The 16,618-nt window shown below is 72.8% G+C and carries 12 protein-coding genes; 7 read left to right on the plus strand and 5 right to left on the minus strand.

Annotated elements, in window-relative coordinates; genetic code table 11:
- The first annotated feature begins 28 nt into the window (after positions 1 to 28).
- Positions 29 to 709 (plus strand): Maf family protein, encoded by a 681-nt coding sequence (locus BV907_RS10880; protein WP_077489780.1) that lies wholly within the window; start codon positions 29 to 31, stop codon positions 707 to 709.
- A gap of 117 nt (positions 710 to 826) precedes the next feature.
- Positions 827 to 2,626 carry an acetyl/propionyl/methylcrotonyl-CoA carboxylase subunit alpha gene (locus BV907_RS10885; protein ID WP_077489753.1) on the plus strand — a complete coding sequence of 600 codons (1,800 nt, stop codon included), beginning with the start codon at positions 827 to 829 and terminating at the stop codon, positions 2,624 to 2,626.
- A 140-nt stretch (positions 2,627 to 2,766) separates the two neighbouring features.
- On the opposite strand, the gene BV907_RS10890 is transcribed toward BV907_RS10885, so the two are convergent.
- Together BV907_RS10890 and BV907_RS10895 are read right to left on the minus strand one after the other, a co-directional pair.
- Positions 2,767 to 3,918 carry a choice-of-anchor L domain-containing protein gene (locus tag BV907_RS10890; protein WP_139346724.1) on the minus strand — a complete coding sequence of 384 codons (1,152 nt, stop codon included), beginning with the start codon at positions 3,916 to 3,918 and terminating at the stop codon, positions 2,767 to 2,769.
- 302 nt (positions 3,919 to 4,220) lie between these two features.
- A complete protein-coding gene (locus BV907_RS10895; RefSeq protein WP_077489755.1) occupies positions 4,221 to 5,618 on the minus strand; it encodes an MFS transporter in 1,398 nt (465 codons plus the stop codon).
- A gap of 281 nt (positions 5,619 to 5,899) precedes the next feature.
- Here BV907_RS10895 and BV907_RS10900 point away from each other — a divergent pair, with 281 nt between their 5' ends.
- The 3 genes from BV907_RS10900 to BV907_RS10910 are packed head-to-tail and all read left to right on the plus strand — an operon-like array spanning position 5,900 to position 11,203.
- Positions 5,900 to 7,318: an MFS transporter gene (locus BV907_RS10900; RefSeq protein WP_077489756.1), complete on the plus strand. Its 1,419-nt coding sequence runs from the start codon at positions 5,900 to 5,902 to the stop codon at positions 7,316 to 7,318.
- Positions 7,319 to 7,322: 4 nt separating this feature from the next.
- Positions 7,323 to 9,596 carry a molybdopterin oxidoreductase family protein gene (locus tag BV907_RS10905; RefSeq protein WP_077489757.1) on the plus strand — a complete coding sequence of 758 codons (2,274 nt, stop codon included), beginning with the start codon at positions 7,323 to 7,325 and terminating at the stop codon, positions 9,594 to 9,596.
- Positions 9,593 to 11,203, plus strand: a complete 1,611-nt coding sequence (locus tag BV907_RS10910) for an FAD-dependent oxidoreductase (protein WP_077489758.1) — start codon at positions 9,593 to 9,595, stop codon at positions 11,201 to 11,203. The genes BV907_RS10905 and BV907_RS10910 overlap by 4 nt, the downstream gene beginning before the upstream one ends.
- Positions 11,204 to 11,291: 88 nt before the next feature.
- Here BV907_RS10910 and BV907_RS10915 read toward each other — a convergent pair whose 3' ends face one another.
- Positions 11,292 to 11,792: a hemerythrin domain-containing protein gene (locus tag BV907_RS10915; RefSeq protein WP_245827918.1), complete on the minus strand. Its 501-nt coding sequence runs from the start codon at positions 11,790 to 11,792 to the stop codon at positions 11,292 to 11,294.
- A gap of 162 nt (positions 11,793 to 11,954) precedes the next feature.
- Positions 11,955 to 13,379 carry an NAD(P)H-quinone dehydrogenase gene (locus tag BV907_RS10920; protein WP_077489759.1) on the minus strand — a complete coding sequence of 475 codons (1,425 nt, stop codon included), beginning with the start codon at positions 13,377 to 13,379 and terminating at the stop codon, positions 11,955 to 11,957.
- 82 nt (positions 13,380 to 13,461) lie between these two features.
- Here BV907_RS10920 and BV907_RS10925 point away from each other — a divergent pair, with 82 nt between their 5' ends.
- Together BV907_RS10925 and BV907_RS10930 are read left to right on the plus strand one after the other, a co-directional pair.
- Positions 13,462 to 14,265: a purine-nucleoside phosphorylase gene (locus tag BV907_RS10925; protein WP_425441628.1), complete on the plus strand. Its 804-nt coding sequence runs from the start codon at positions 13,462 to 13,464 to the stop codon at positions 14,263 to 14,265.
- Positions 14,266 to 14,279: 14 nt separating this feature from the next.
- On the plus strand, positions 14,280 to 16,097 hold the full coding sequence (locus tag BV907_RS10930; RefSeq protein ID WP_077489761.1) for a phospho-sugar mutase: 1,818 nt from the start codon (positions 14,280 to 14,282) through the stop codon (positions 16,095 to 16,097).
- A gap of 41 nt (positions 16,098 to 16,138) precedes the next feature.
- Here BV907_RS10930 and nirD read toward each other — a convergent pair whose 3' ends face one another.
- The gene (gene nirD, locus BV907_RS10935; protein WP_077489762.1) at positions 16,139 to 16,525 is read right to left on the minus strand and encodes a nitrite reductase small subunit NirD; all 387 of its coding nucleotides are present in this window, start codon (positions 16,523 to 16,525) and stop codon (positions 16,139 to 16,141) included.
- Between the last annotated feature and the right edge of the window lie 93 nt (positions 16,526 to 16,618).

Here is a 16,618-nt window from a genome sequence, read left to right on the forward strand (position 1 = left end):
GGGCGGCGTGACCCACCACGCCGCCCCGATGTCGCCGCCCGAGCTCATCCTCGCCTCCAAGTCCCCCGCCCGGACCAAGCTGCTCGAGGAGGCCGGCGTCCCGCACCGCATCCTCGTCTCGGACATCGACGAGGACGCGGTCGCCGCCGCGCACCCCGAGGCGTCGCCGGGCGAGACCGCGCTCCTGCTCGCCCGCGCGAAGGCCGAGGCCGTCGCCGCGCTTCCGGGCTCCGCGGGCGCGCTCGTGCTCGGCTGCGACTCGGTCTTCGAGTTCGGCGGCCTCGCCCTGGGCAAGCCCTACACCCCGGAGGTCGCACGGGAGCGCCTCGCCGAGATGAGCGGCCGGGCCGGGATCCTGCACACGGGGCATTGGCTCGTGGACCGGCGCGGGGCCGGCTCTCCCGGGCAGCCCGCGGACAACGGGCAGTCCGCGGACGACGGCGTCGCCCCCGGCGCGGGCCGGCTCGCCTCGGCGGGGGTCGAGTTCACGCCCATGTCCTCCGAGGAGATCGCGGCGTACGTGGCCACGGGCGAGCCGCTGCACTGCGCTGGGTCCTTCACGATCGACGGCCTCGGCGGGGCGTTCCTCGCCCGCGTCGACGGCGACCCGCACGCCGTCGTCGGCCTGTCCGTCTCGGCCCTGCGCGCCCTCCTCGCCGACGCCGGGGTGCGGCTCACGGACTGGTGGGCCGCCGCCGTCGTCCGCTGAGCCCCAATTTGTAGGCACCCTACAAAGGATCGGCCCCCCACGCACCGAATCCGCCACCAACATGGGCGAATCCACCAAGAGGGCGCTAGGCTTCCCGCTGTACAGAACGGAGTAGCCTTGTCCACCATTGCTGCAAGCAGGCCCATCTCGAAGGTGCTCATCGCCAACCGAGGCGAGATCGCCGTCCGCATCATCCGCGCCGCCCGCGACGAGGGAATCGCCTCTGTCGCGGTCTACGCGGACCCGGACCGCGACGCACTGCACGTCCGGCTGGCCGACGAGGCCTTCGCCCTCGGCGGCACGACCGCCGCGGAGTCCTACCTCGTCATGGACAAGATCCTCGACGCCGCGCGCGCCGCGGGTGCCGACGCCGTGCACCCTGGCTACGGCTTCCTCGCCGAGAACGCCCACTTCGCGCAGGCGGTCATCGACGCGGGCCTGATCTGGATCGGACCCTCCCCCGAGGCCATCGCGGCGCTCGGCGACAAGGTCCGGGCCCGGCACATCGCCGAGAGGGTCGGCGCCCCGCTCGTCCCCGGCACGGCGGACCCGGTCGGCTCCGCCGACGAGGTCCTGGACTTCGCCCGGGAGTTCGGCCTGCCGGTCGCGATCAAGGCCGCCTACGGCGGCGGCGGGCGCGGCATCAAGGTCGCCCGCACCCTCGAGGAGATCCCCGAGCTGTACGAGTCCGCGGTGCGCGAGGCGACCGCCGCCTTCGGCCGCGGCGAGTGCTTCATCGAGCGCTTCCTCGACGCGCCCCGGCACGTCGAGACCCAGTGCCTCGCGGACGCGTTCGGCCACGTCGTCGTCGTCTCGACCCGCGACTGCTCCCTCCAGCGCCGCAACCAGAAGCTCGTCGAGGAGGCGCCCGCGCCGTTCCTGGCCGACGAGCAGAACAAGCGCCTCTACGAGTCGTCCAAGGCGATTCTCAAGGAAGCTGGGTACCTGGGTGCTGGCACCTGTGAGTTCCTCGTCGGCCAGGACGGCACGATCAGCTTCCTCGAGGTCAACACGCGCCTCCAGGTGGAGCACTGCGTCTCCGAGGAGGTCACGGGGATCGACCTCGTGCGCGAGCAGTTCCGGCTCGCCCGCGGCGAGGCCCTCGGCTACGAGGACCCGGAGATCCGCGGCCATTCGTTCGAGTTCCGCATCAATGGCGAGGACCCGGGCCGCGGCTTCATGCCGGCCCCCGGCACGGTCGACACCCTTCGTTACCCGACCGGCCCCGGCATCCGCGTGGACTCCGGCGTCGAGGCCGGCGAGGTCATCTCGGGCAACTTCGACTCGATGCTCGCCAAGCTCATCGTGACCGGCTCGACCCGCGCGCAGGCCCTCGAGCGGGCCCGCCGCGCCCTGGGCGAGCTCGAGATCACCGGCATGCCCACGGTCGTGCCGTTCCACGCCAAGGTCGTGCGCGACCCGGCCTTCGCCCCCGCCGAGGGTCCCTTCTCAGTGCACACGCGCTGGATCGAGACGGGGTTCGTCAACGACCTCGCCCCGTACGCGGCCGCTGCCGGTGCCGCTGCCGCTGCTGATGCGGACGACGCCGGCGAGCGCCAGAGCGTCGTCGTCGAGGTCGGCGGGCGCCGGCTCGAGGTGACGATCCCCGCGGGGCTCGCCCTCGGCGCCGGCAAGCCGGCCAAGGCGAAGAAGAAGGTGCGCGGCGCGCGCGGCGCCGCCGGCGCCGGGACCGCCGCCGGCGGGGACGCGCTCACGGCGCCGATGCAGGGCACGATCGTGAAGGTGGCCGTGTCCGACGGCGACACGGTCGCCGAGGGCGATCTCGTGGTCGTGCTCGAGGCCATGAAGATGGAGCAGCCGCTCACGGCGCACAAGTCCGGCACGATCCGCGGCCTCGCGGCCGAGGCGGGCCAGACGGTCTCCGCTGGCGCGCTCATCGCGACGATCGACGGCTGACCCCGCATCGCAGGGACCTGACCCCGCGTCGACAGAGAGGTGACCCCGCATCGCAGGGACGTGACCCCGCGTTGGAATCCCAACGCGGGGTCACCTCTCAAGGACGCGGGGTCACCTCTCAGCGTCCCGGGGTTGCGTGGCTACTCCTGGTGGACGGTGACGTTGCCCCAGAGGTCCAGCGAGGCGTTCTCCCAGACGATGGCGCCGCCGGCGTCGCGGATGACGATCTGGACGGTGTCCGCCGAGCCCTTCTTCGCCGAGTTGCCCTGGCGGTTGTCGGCCACGGTCGCCGTGAACGTGTAGCCGTCTGCCCCGTCGAGCCGGCCTTGGCCCGTCCACGTCGCCGTGGAGCCCGTCACCGAGAACGAGTCGACGCTGTGGCCGTGGAACCTTGCGCCGTTCCGATGGTCGTTGACCTGCAGGTTGCCGCGCAGGCCCTGCTCGTCGCGGATCACCTGCGTCCCGAGGGTCACGTCGCCGTCTGACTGGGCGACCTTGCCGCCGCCCGTGACCTTGGCCGGGCCGGCCGGCGGCGTGGTGCTGAAGGATCCGGCCTTGAGGAACACGCCGCTGTCCAGGACCTCATCGGAGCCGTCCGCGATGGCGAGCTTGATGTGGTTCGGGACGCCGGTGTTGACCGGCGCCATGAAGGTCAGGACGGTCGTGAGGCCGTCGTACTCGACGTTGAGCGTCCCCGGGTTGTCGACGTAGAGCGAGGCATTGCTCCCGGGGTTGATGTTGTTGATCGTGATCGGCTCCAGCACCCCGCCGTTGTCGACCGTCGCGTAGTTGACGCCGTTGACGAAGAACGCGAACGAGTCGTTGAAGTCCGACCCGACGAATTCGAGGTATTCTTCCGAGCCGAAGACGTACTCGAAGTACACGGTGTCCGCATTCGGCGTGAAGTCGAACTCGAGGACACTCGCGTCCCGCGTCGGCACGCTCGAGAGCGCCGTGAGGTCGGCGTCGCCCGCAAGGCCGTTGGCCGTCGTGGTGTTAGGCAGACTGTTCGGGCCCATGGCCCCGGCGGCAGAGCCGCTCGTGAGGATGACGCCGGTGTCGAAGCCGACGCTCGCCGCCCCGCCCGAGAACGTGCCGGACGCCACCGGTGCGCCCGTATAGGTCACGTTCGAGGCGGTGACCCCGGCTCCGAGGAGCGTCGAGGCCAGGTCGTTCGGGGTCAGGGTCGTGAGGTCCACCGTGGACGTCACGGCCTGGGCGGGCAGGGCGGACAGGCTGAGTGCGGCGACGGCGCTGAGCACGGCGGCAGCACGCCAGGAATTCTGGTGCATGAACGAATGCATGGAAGTGGTCTCTCTGGTGCGAAGTGACACTGCTCTTTCTCGGTCGACGCCGCGGTCCCCACCGGGCGTCGTCGGGCCGGCGTAGTGAGCCGGCGGCGCGTGACTGGACATCGCGGGGGCGTGGAAACCGCGCTCTCCCCTGTCCCCCCGGCCACCTCTGGGGGTGGCCACGAGCAATATATCCATCATCTTGACAAACAACAAGGGGCGGCGCGCAGGTGGTTTTGACAGCAAAAGGCCCCGCACCGGACGTTCCGGTGCGGGGCCTTCTGGGCCGCTGGGCGGACTGGTCAGGCGACGTTCTCCTCGAACGCCCGGTCCTTGGTCTCCTTGGTGAGCCAGAGGGCCACGAACGTCAGCAGTGCGGCGACAGCGAGGTAGACGCCGACCAGCATCGTGCTGCCCTTGCCCGCCTGCCAGAGGGCGATGGCGACGAACGAGGCCGGGGCCGCGCCGATCACCGAGGACAGGTTGTAGGAGACGGCAGAGCCCGTGTAGCGGACATTCGCGGGGAACAGCTCCGGCAGGATCGCGGCCATCGGGCCGAACGTCAGGCCCATGAGGGTGAAGCCGAGGATGAGGCCGACCAGGGCGGCGCCCTTGCCCGGGCCGAACATGAGGCCCCACGTGAGGCCGAAGACGACGATCCCCGCCGTGACCCACAGGAGGAACTTCCGGCGCCCGTACTTCTCGGCGAGCGGGCCGGAGACGACCGTGAAGATGCCGAAGAACACGACGCCGAGGATGAGCATCCAGAGGAATTCGCTGCGCTCGATCCCGAGGCCGGGGACGAAGGCCGCCTCGTTGAACGGCTTGCCGGCCTTCTCGGCCGCGGCGCGGGCCGCCTCGACCTTGCCCGTCGCGGTGCCGTAGGTGAGCGTGAAGCTCGTCGTCAGGTAGAAGAGCACATAGGTCGCGAGCATGATGAACGTGCCCGCGATGACCGCGCGCCAGTGGTGCTTGAACGTCGCCGCGAGCGGGACCTTGGCGACCTTCTCCTCCTGCACGACCTTCTGGAAGGAGACGCTCTCGACGAGCTTGAGGCGCACGTAGAGGCCGATCGCGACCATGATGATGCTCGCGAGGAACGGGATGCGCCAGCCGTACGCCATGAACTGCTCGTCGGTCATGACGGCGTCGAGGAGCACGAACAGGACGTTGGCGAGGATGAAGCCGATGGGCGCGCCGAGCTGCGGGAAGGTGCCCCACACCGCGCGGCGGTTCGCGGGGGCGTTCTCGGTGGCCAGGAGCGCCGCGCCCGACCACTCGCCGCCGAGGGCCAAGCCCTGGGCGAAGCGCAGGAGGACGAGCAGGAGCGGGGCGAGCACGACCCAGCCCGCCGTCGTCGCCGGCGGCAGGAGGCCGATGAGGAAGGTCGCGAGACCCATGGTCAACAGGGACGCGACGAGCGTGCCCTTGCGCCCGAGCCGGTCGCCGAAGTGCCCGAAGAGGACAGAGCCGACGGGCCGGGCCACGAAGGCGACGCCGAAGATCGCGAACGAACTGAGGATCGCGTTGATGTCGCTCGCGTGGGGGAAGAAGAGCTTGGGGAACACGAGCACCGACGCGGTCGCGTATGCGTAGAAGTCGAAGAACTCGATGGTCGTCCCGATGAGGCTCGAGAAGATGACCCGTCCTCGCGTATTCGCCGAGTGGATGGTCTCTGTCACCGCGGATGAGGTGGACATTCACGTTCACTTTCGCATGCTGGACCGGAGATGACAGCGGCCCGGGAAATGAGTACGGGACATCCTACGCCAGAGTAGTTCGCTCATCGGACATCATGACCAGAATGCGAGACGACGGGCGCGCGTCCCCGCGCACCTCTCACGAAGCTCTCACCCGGTGCGCCGTGCCGGGAGAGGGAGATGTCACAGCCTGTTAACACCGCGCGCGTTCGTGTGAAACGCGGCCTTCCTAGCGTTGATGGCAAGCCCGATGCCCCCCTTCCCCCGCTAGGAGGACCCCCATGAGCACAGAACCGCGCACCGAACCCGCCGCCCCGGAGGCCGCCGCCCCGGCATCGCCGGGCCTTCGCCTCGACGTCCGCAAGGGCCGCTGGATCGAGCACTGGAACCCCGAGGACACCGTCCAGTGGGAGCGTGAAGGCCGCGCGATCGCCGGCCGCAACCTCCGCTGGTCCATCTTCGCCGAGTTCCTCGGGTTCGTCGTGTGGCAGCTGTGGTCGATCGTCGTCGTCCAGCTTCCCGGGGCCGGCTTCCAGTTCAGCACGTCGGAGACCTTCTGGCTCATCTCGATGCCGAGCCTCGTCGGCGCGACCCTGAGGATCCCGTACACGTTCATGGTCCCGAAGCTCGGCGGCCGGAACTGGACGGTCGTCTCCGCGCTCCTGCTCCTCATCCCGTCGATCGGCCTCGCCGTGTGTGTGTCCGACCCGACGACGCCGTTCGTGACCATGCTCGTGTTCGCCGGTCTGGCCGGCTTCGGCGGCGGCAACTTCGCGAGCTCCATGGCCAACATCACCTTCTTCTACCCCGCACGGGAGAAGGGCTGGGCCCTCGGCCTCAACGCGGCCGGCGGCAACCTCGGCGCCGCCGTCTCGCAGCTGGTCGTCCCGATCGCCGTGTCCCTCACCGCCCTGGTCGCATCGGGCGCCAAGCTCTCCATGGCCGGCCTCTTCTGGGTCCCGCTCATCCTCCTGGCCGCCTTCGGCGCCTGGAAGTACATGGACAACCTCTCGAACGCCAAGGGCGACCTCGCCGGCTCGATCGCCGCGCTCAAGGAGCCGCACCTGTGGATCATGTCGTTCCTCTACATCGGCACCTTCGGCTCGTTCATCGGCTTCTCGGGCGTCTTCCCGAAGCTCATCAAGGACTACTTCCCCGAGTTCTCCTCGTTCGCCGTCGGCGCCGCCGCCATCTCCCTCGCGTTCCTCGGCCCCCTCGTCGGCTCCCTGACCCGCCCCTACGGCGGCAAGCTCGCCGACCGCTTCGGCGGCGCCCGCATGACGGTCCTGTCGTTCGCCGCCATGGCTGTCATCACACTCCTGGTCATCGCCACCCTGCCGCTGGCCAACTTCTGGCTCTTCCTCGTGCTCTTCCTCGCGCTCTTCACCGCGAGCGGGTTCGGCAACGGCGCGACGTACCGCATGATCCCGGTCATCTTCGCCCGCGCCAGCCGCGCCGCCCAGCGTGGCGCCGAGGCTTCGGAAACCACCCGGCTCTCCTCCTCGGCGCTTGGCCTCATCTCGGCCATCGGCGCCTACGGCGGGTTCATGATCCCGCAGCTCCTCGGCGCATCGAGCACGGCGACGGGCTCCTACATCCCGGCGTTCTTCGCCTTCGTCGGCGCCTACGTCCTGATGCTGGCCGTGACCGCCTTCTGCTACCTCCGCAAGGGCAGCCTCGTCGCCGGAGCCAAGGCCTGAATCTATGAGCACTGCCACCCACTGCCCCTACTGCGCCCTGCAGTGCGCGATGTCGCTCGCCCCCGCCTCCGCGGGGGCGGGCGGCGCCGCCGTCCCGGGCGGCGCCCTGCCGGCCCCGGTCGGCACGACCCCGGCCCCCCTCGACGTCGACGGACGGGACTTCCCGACCAACCGCGGCGGCCTGTGCCGCAAGGGCTGGACCTCGGCCGAGCTGCTGCGCCACCCCGACCGGGTCACCGAGCCGCTGCTGCGCGGTGAGGACGGCCACTTCCGGCCGGTCTCGTGGGAGCAGGCCCTCGAGCGCGTCGCGCACGAGGTCCGCGCGGCCCAGGCCTCCCACGGGGCCGACGCGGTGGGCGTGTTCGGCGGTGGCGGCCTCACGAACGAGAAGGCCTACCTGCTGGGCAAGTTCGCCCGGCTGGCCCTGCGCACCTCGCGCATCGACTACAACGGCCGGTTCTGCATGTCCTCGGCGGCGGCCGCCGGCAACCGCGCGTTCGGCATCGACCGCGGGCTCCCGTTCCCGGTCGAGGACCTGGACACGGCGGACACGATCCTCCTGCTCGGCTCGAACGTCGCCGAGACCATGCCCCCGTTCGTCGCGCACCTCGCCGGCGCCCGCGAGGCGGGGGGCCTCGTCGTCGTCGATCCCCGCCGCTCGACGACGGCTGCGCTCACGGCCGACGGCGCCGGCATCCACCTGGCGCCCGCGCCGCACACCGACCTCATCCTCCTGCTCGGCCTGGCGCACGTCGTCATCAACGACGGGCTCCTCGACCATGACTACGTCGCCGAGCGCACCGAGGGCCTCGAGTCCCTGATCCGCTCGGTCGCCCCGTGGTGGCCTGAGCGCGTCCAGGCGGCGACGGGCGTCCCGGCCGTGCTCGTGCGCGAGACGGCGGCGCGGCTGGCCCGCTCCGCCCGCACGGGCTCGTGCTACATCCTCACGGGCCGCGGCATCGAGCAGCACGCGGACGGCACGGACACCGTGACCGCCGCGATCAACCTCGCCCTCCTGCTCGGCCTGCCGGGCTCCGAGCGCGGCGGCTACGGCACGCTCACGGGCCAGGGCAACGGCCAGGGCGGCCGCGAACACGGCCAGAAGTCGGACCAGCTCCCTGGCTACCGCAAGATCACCGACCCCGCGGCCCGCGACCACGTCGCGCGCGTGTGGGGCGTCCCCGCCGAGTCCATCCCCGGCCCGGGGCTGCCCGCCGTCGAGCTTCTCGCGTCTCTGGGCAAGGACGGCGGCGTGCGGTGCCTCTTCGTGCACGGCGCCAACGTCGTGGTCTCCGCCCCGGACGTGTCTGCCGTGCGGGAGGGGCTGCGGGCCCTCGACTTCCTCGTCGTCTGCGACTTCTTCATGTCCGAGACGGCGCGCGAGGCGGACCTCGTCCTGCCCGTCCTGCAGTGGGCCGAGGAGGAGGGGACGATGACGAACCTCGAGGGCCGGGTCCTGCGCCGCCGCCGCGCCATCGAGCCGCCCGCCGGTTCCCGCAGCGAGCTGTGGATCATGAACCGGCTCGCGGAGCTCCTCGAGGCGCCCTCGGACTTCCCCGACGACCCGCGCGCCGTCTTCGAGGAGCTGCGGGCGGCCTCCGCCGGCGGCCTCGCGGACTACTCGGGCGTGACCTACGAGCGGCTCGACGCCGGCGAGGCCCTGCACTGGCCGTGCCCCGAGGGCTCCGACGGGACACCTCGGCTCTTCGCCGACCGCTTCGCGCACCCTGACGGCCGGGCCCGGCTCGTGGCCGTCCGCGCGTCCTCGCCCCTGCCGGGGGCGGGCCCGGAGGCCGGGGCCTTCCAGCTCGCGACCGGCCGCCTCCTCGAGCACTACCAGTCCGGCGCCCAGACCCGCCGGGTCGAGGCCCTCTCCGCGGCCCAGCCCGAGGTGCGACTGTCCCTGCACCCGGCCCCCGCCGCGCGGCTGGGCATCACGGACGGCGCGTGGGTGCGCGTCCGCCGCCAGCCCGCCACGGCGGCCGCCGGGGGGGCGAGGCAGGGCACCCAGCCCGAGCCGGTCGTCCTGGCCCGCGCCGAACTGACCGCGGACATCCGCCCCGACACCGTGTTCCTGCCGTTCCACTTCCCGGGCCTCGCGGCGGCCAACCAGGTCACCGAGCAGCGCACGGACCCGATCTCGGGCATGCCCGAGTTCAAGACCCCCCGCGTGTTCGTCGAGCCGGCCGTCGTCGACCCCGGCATCGACGAACCGACCCTCGACCGGCTCCTGCCCCCCGGCACCCTTGTCCCCGCCCCTCGAGAGGAGCGTCCATGACCGCCACGACCCCGCAGCCCGCCGCGGCGAGCTCGGCCGCAAGGGCTGAATCGCCGAGGCGAGTCGTCGTCGTCGGCTTCGGCCCCGTCGCCGCACGGTTCGTCGACGAGCTCCGCCCGGCCGCCGCGGCCGGCGCCGTCGAGCTCACAGTCGTGGGCGAAGAGGAGCACGCCGCGTACAACCGCGTGCTCGTCGCGGACCTCGGCGTCGGCCGCACGAGCCTCGCGGCCATGAGCCTCGCCGACGCCGACGAGCTCGCGGCCGACGGGGTGCGGGTCATCACCGGCAGGCGCGTCGCGCGGATCGACCGCTCGCGCCGCAGGGTCCTCCTCTCCGACGCCACGGCCCTGCCCTACGACCGCGTCGTGCTCGCGACCGGCGCCCGCGCCGTCGTGCCGAACCTCACGGGCCTCAACCCGGACCCGTTCCACCCCGTGCTCCCCGAGGGCGTCACGGCCATGCGGGACGTCTCCGACGCCGCGCGGCTCGCCGAGGCGGTCAGGGGCCGGCGGCACGTCGTCGTCCTGGGCGGCGGCGTGCTCGGCCTCGAGGCGGCCCTCGCTGCGAGCGAAGAGGGCGCGACCGTGACGGTCGTGCACCACGGCGACCGCCCGCTCGGCCGCTCGATCGACCGGATCGGCGGCGGCTCGCTCTCCGCGGCCCTGCGCCGGCAGGGCGTGCGCGTCGCGGGCAATGCCCGCTCGACGGGCATCGAGACGGGGCCCGACGGCGCCTTCCGGGCCCTGCTGCTCGAGGACGGCTCCGCGATCGACGGCGACCTCCTCCTGCTCGCGTGCGGCGCCCGGCCTCGGCGCGAGCTCGCGGAGGGCGGCGGGCTCGCGGTGGACGCCGGGATCATCGTCGACCACTCGCTGCGCGCCCTGCATACGGAGCACGTGTTCGCGATCGGCGACTGCGCGCAGGTCCGCTGCGCCGACCCGGTCTGCGCCGAGTGCACGGCCGACGGCCGCGGCGGCGCCCCGAGCGGCCTCATCGCCCCCGGCTGGCGCCAGGCCGACTGGCTCGCGGCGCAGTTCCGGCACGACCTCCTCGGCGAGCCCCGTCCGGCGCCCCTGGCCCCCGAGAAGCCCGGCGTGATCCTGCTCAAGGCCCGCGGGGTGAACCTGGCCCTCGCCGGGAACGTGGCCGTCGAGCCGTGGGACATGGACCCGCTCGAGGACTCGTGCTCGCCGGCACCGCTCCGGGTCGCCGTCTGGACGGACCCCGAGCACGGCGCCTACGTCAAGATGGCCACCCGCGGCGGGGTGCTCGAGGGCTTCGTGGCGCTCGGGATGCCGCGCGCCGCGGCCGAGCTGACCCTCCTGTTCGAGTCGGGGGGCGAGCTCCCGGCGGACCGTTCGGTGATCCTCCGGCTCGACGGGCCGGAGGCGGCGTTGGGGGGAGTCTCCGGCGCCTCGGCCGGTCCCGACGCCATCCTGTGCCGCTGTGCGGGGGTAACCCACGGCCAGGTCGCGGACTCCGTCGCGGGCGGCTGCTCGACCGTCCAGGAGGTCTCCAAGGCCACGCGTGCCGGGACGGGCTGCGGCGGGTGCCGGGACGAGGTGCGCGAGCTCATCGAGCGCCACTTCGCGTCCGTCGCCGCATGAGCGGCTCCCCCGGGGCGGCAGACAACCCCGCATCGCAACACGCTGGTATCCGCGAGGAATGGCAGCGTGTTGCGATGCGGGGTTGTGGCTAGGGGCCGACGAGCGTCTCGAGCCCCCGGCTCGCCTCGGCGAGCGAGAGCTCCTGGCTCCCCGCGATGAGCGGATACAGCAGGGCGTCCTCCTTCGCCCGGTGCAGCGCGAAGGCGCGCGCGATGGCGGCGGCAAGCGCCGCGGCCCTCAGCCCCTCCGCGGCGCGCAGCTCCTCGACGTGGCCCGCCATCGCCTCGTGGTCCAGCAGCAGGCCCTCCACGAGGAGGCGGCCCTCGCCGGTGGCGCGGGCGCCGGCGTAGAGCGAGCCCTCCTCGGCCTGGAAGTGCGGGATCAGCTCGTCCTCGCACCACGACACGAGGGCGTCCTTCTCCTCGTGCGCGAGGGGCGGGTCCCCCGCCTCGACCGCGGCGAGGATGGCCTCGGCCAGCGCCGAGGCCCGCTCGAGCATGCGCCCGTGGTGCCTCGCGATGTCGGCGAGCGCCCCGTCGTCGGCCCCTGACCCGGTGCCGGTTGCGTCCATTCCCTCGGTGAGTGCCATGGCGCCATCTTCCGCGCCCCGCACGCCCCGCTCAAGGGTCCGCGCGCCGCAGCCTCGCGCCGTCGTCGGCCCGCTCCGGGCCGGGCAAGTGTTCCCGAAAGCCGAGAAGGGCGCCGAGATCCGTACCCGGAAGGGGGGGCCGTCGTCCGGCGGAGGACCGCCCTACCGGTGCACGTGCAGGCGGCGGGCCGCCTCCGCGAGCGAGCCCGACAGGGACGGGTACACGGCGTAGGTGTTCGCGACGTCGTCGACGTGCAGCTTCTGCTCGACGGCCAGGGCGAGGCCGAAGATGAGCTCCGAGGCGTTGGAGCCCATGACGACGGCGCCGATCACCGTGCCGGACCCCTTGCGCGAGATGATCTTGACGAAGCCGTCCGTCGTGTTGCGCATCTTGGCCCGGGCGTTGCTCTTGAGCCGCAGGGTCACGACGTCGCCGGCGATCCGACCGCTCGCCACGTCGTCCTCCGAGACGCCGACCGAGGCGATCTCGGGGGACGTGAAGATGTTCGAGGCGACGTGCCCGAGGTTCAGGGGCGTGAGCTGGTCGCCGAGGATGTGCGCGACGGCGATGCGCCCCTGCATTGCGGCCACCGACGCGAGCGCGAGGACGCCCGTGCAGTCGCCGGCCGCGTAGACGTTCGGCACCGTGGTGCGGGAGACGCCGTCGACCTTGATGTGCCCGCCCTCGCCGAGGGCCACGCCGACCTCCTCAAGGCCGATCCCCGCGGTGTTGGGGATCGAGCCGACGCACACGAGGCAGTGCGAGCCGGTCACCTTCGTGCCGTCGCTGAGCGTGACGGCCACGCCGTCCCCGGTGCGCTCGACGGCCTCTGCGCGGGAGCGCGAGAGCACGCGCACGCCGCGGCGCTCGAAGACCTTCTCGAGCAGCTCGGCGCCGTCGGGGTCGTTGCCGGGCAGGACCCGGTCGCGCGAGGAGATGAGCGTCACATTCGAGCCGAGGCCGTTGTACGCGGACGCGAACTCCGCGCCGGTCACGCCGGAGCCGACGACGATGAGCTCCTCGGGCAGCTCCTCGAGGCTGTAGATCTGGGCCCAGTTGAGGATGCGCTCCCCATCCGGCCGGGCGGTCGGCAGCTCGCGCGGATGGGCGCCGACGGCCAGGATGACGGCGTCGGCCTCGATCCGCTCGGTCCCGCCGGCGGTCTCGACCTCGAGCGTCCGGGAGTCCGCGAGGCGGCCGGAGCCCATGACGATCCGCACGCCCTGGGACTCGAGGCCCGCGCGGATGTCCGCGGACTGCTGGCGCGCGAGGCCGAGGAGGCGGTCGTTGACCACGCCGAGGTCGGCGCGCAGCTTGTCCCGCGTGAGCAGCTCACCGCTCGTGTCGCCGAAGCGCAGGCCGAGCGCCGAGGAGGCCTCCTCGACGCGGGTCATGAGGTCCGACGTCGCGATGAGGGTCTTGGACGGGACGACGTCGGTGAGCACTGCGGAGCCCCCCAGCCCCGCCCGCTCGACGAGCGTCACCTGGGCCCCGAGTGACGAGGCGACCGACGCCGCCTCGTAGCCGCCGGGTCCTCCGCCGAGGATTGCGATGTGGGGGGCCGCGAAGTCAGGGTTCATCGTCACGGAAGTCCATTCTGCCTGTCCACCGCCGGTGCGTGCCACGTGAGACGCGCATTGGTAGGTTCTTCCTGTGACGACTTCCGCTGTGACGACTTCCGAGCCCTTCGAGCTGGCCAAGGCCGCAGCGGACCACATCGCCAGCGCCACGGGGGTCGCCCGGCACGACATCGCCCTCGTCCTCGGCTCGGGCTGGGCGGGGGCCGCTGACCTCATCGGCGAGACGACCGCGACGCTGCCCGCCGACGAGGTCCCGGGCTTCTCCATCCCCGCCGTCGAGGGGCACGTGGGGACGATCCGCTCGATCCGCGCGGCCGACGGCAAGAACGCCCTCGTGCTCGGGGCCCGCACGCACTACTACGAGGGGCGGGGCGTGCGCGCCGTGGTCCACGGGGTGCGGACGGCGGCCGCCGCCGGCTGCCGCGTCCTCGTCCTGACGAACGGCTGCGGGGGCCTCAACCCGGACTGGGCGCCCGGCACCCCCGTGCTCATCCGCGACCACATCAACCTCACGGCCACGTCCCCGCTCGAGGGCCCAACGTTCGTGGACCTCACGGACCTCTACTCGGCCCGGCTGCGCGGCGTGGCGCGCTCGGTCGACCCTGGCCTCGGCGAGGGCGTCTACGCCCAGTTCGTTGGCCCGCACTACGAGACCCCGGCCGAGGTGCAGTACGCGAAGCGGATCGGCGCCGACCTCGTGGGCATGTCGACCGCGCTCGAGGCCATCGCGGCGCGGCACGCCGGGCTCGAGGTCTTCGGCATCTCGCTCGTGACGAACCTCGCGGCCGGAATCAGCCCCGAGCCGCTGAGCCATGAGGAGGTCCTCGAGGCCGGCCGGGCCGCCGGCCCGAGGATCTCCCGCCTGCTTGCCGACGTCATCGCCGCGATCTGAAGGACTCCCCACCCATGAGCGCAACCCCCACCGGCGTCGACGGCCTCGACGAGCTGCGGGCCAGGGCCGAGGCATGGGCCGCCGCCGACCCCGACCCCGAGACGGCGGCGCGCCTGCGCGAGACCCTCGCCCAGGCGTCCGAGGGCCAGCCGGCTGCCGTGCAGGAGCTCACGGACGCGTTCGGCGGGACCCTCCAGTTCGGCACCGCGGGCCTGCGGGCCGCCCTCGGCCCGGGGCCGAACCGCATGAACCGGGTGGTCGTGCGCCGCGCCGCGGCGGGCCTCGCCGCCTTCCTCCGCGAACGCGTGGCGGCTGCCGGGTCCGGCCCCGGCAGGGCGGCCCCGGGCGGGTCCACGGACGACGCCGACGGCGCGGCTGCGCGCAGCGGCCGGCCCCGCGCCGTCGTCGGCTACGACGCGCGGACCAACTCCGACGTCTTCGCGCGCGAGACGGCCGCGGTCTTCACGGCTGCGGGCATCGAGACCCTGCTCATGCCCGCGCCCCTGCCCACCCCGGTGCTCGCGTACGCGCTGCGCGAGCTCGGCTGCGACGGCGGGGTCATGGTCACGGCGAGCCATAACCCGCCGCAGGACAACGGCTACAAGGTGTACCTCGGCGGCCGCGCGGCCGACGACGCCGGGCGCGGGGCGCAGATCGTCGCCCCCATCGACGCGGAGATCGCCGCCCTCATCGACGCCGCCGCCCCCGTCGGGGACATCCCGCTCGCCGAGGACGGCTGGACGGTGCTCGGGGCGGGCATCGCCGCGGACTACCGGGACGCCGTCGTGGGCCTCGCGCGGCCCGAGGCGTTTCCCGCCCGCGACCTGAGGATCGTGCACACGCCGCTCCACGGTGTGGGCGGCGGGACGGCGCTCGAGGTGCTGCACGGCGCGGGGTTCACCGACGTCACGCCGGTGGCTGCCCAGGCCGAGCCGGACCCCACCTTCCCGACCGTGGCGTTCCCGAACCCCGAGGAGGCCGGCGCACTCGACCTCGCGCTCGAGACGGCGCGCGCGGTGGGCGCCGACCTCGTCATCGCGAACGACCCGGACGCTGACCGCTGCGCCGCGGCCATCCCGGACCCGGAGACGGGCGAGTGGCGCATGCTGACCGGCGACGAGCTCGGGGCCCTGCTCGGGGCGCACATCGTGCGCCGCGCGGAGGTGGACCCGACGGAGCATGCTTTGCGGGCCGGGGTATTCGCGAACTCGATCGTGTCCTCGCGCCTGCTCTCGCGCATTGCCGAGGCCGCGGGTCTGGAGCACCGCGAGACGCTCACGGGGTTCAAGTGGATCGCGCGCGTGCCCGGGCTCGTCTACGGGTACGAGGAGGCGCTCGGATACTGCGTCGCGCCGGAGCTCGTCAAGGACAAGGACGGCATCTCCGCGGCGCTTCTCGTCGCGGAGCTCGCGGCGGCGGCGAAGGCCGAGGGCGGCAGCCTCGCACGCAGGCTCGACGAGCTCGCGCTCCGGCACGGCCTGCACCTGACGGACCAGCTGAGCGTGCGCGTTGCGGACCTCGGCCTGCTCGGGGCGATGATGACGCGGCTGCGCCAAGACCCGCCGGAGTCCTTCGCGGACTCGCCGGTGGAGAGCGCTGTGGACCTCGCGGCGGGGTCAGATGGGCTGCCTCCGACGGACGGGCTCCTGTGGACCACGCGCGACTCGACGCGCGTGATCGTCCGCCCGAGCGGGACGGAGCCGAAGCTCAAGTGCTACCTCGAGGTGGTCCGGGCGGTGGACAGCGTCCTCGAGCTCCCCGAGGTGCGGGCTGAGGCACGGCAGGCCATGGACGCGGCCCTCGAGGACGTACGCGAGGCGCTGGGGCTCTAGAGGCGCTGGGGCTGTAGAGGCGCTGGGGCTCTAGCCGTAGCTCAGGCCGCGACCTGGACGATGCCGTTGACCACGCGGACCTCGAACGCGGCCAGGGCGTCGCCGGGGCCGTCGAGGCGCTCGCCGGTGCGGAGGTCGTAGACCTGCTTGTGCAGCGGCGAGGCGATGGTCGGGCGGTCGCCGCGGGAGCCGACGATGCCGCGGGCCATGACATGGGCCTCGGTGGCGGGGTCGCGCTGCTCGACGGCGAAGACCTCGTCCGTCGCGAGGCGGAACAGGGCGATCTGGCGGCCCTCGACGAGCGCGGCCTCGCCCCAGTTCGGCTCGAGGTCGTCCAGGCTGCAGACGCTGTGCCAGGAACGGAGGCCGTCCGTCGCGGAGCGCTCGAGCTCGGCGGGGTCAACGGGTGCAGGTGCTGTGATCGTCATGGTTCAACGCTACGGAGGGGGTCGTTTCGCCGGGGTTGACCTTGTGTCACGGCCACGTAAAACCGCCCTCACCGAGCGCGAAACATGCCCGTG

Source organism: Sinomonas mesophila (genome assembly GCF_001999765.1).
Lineage (GTDB): Bacteria > Actinomycetota > Actinomycetes > Actinomycetales > Micrococcaceae > Sinomonas > Sinomonas mesophila.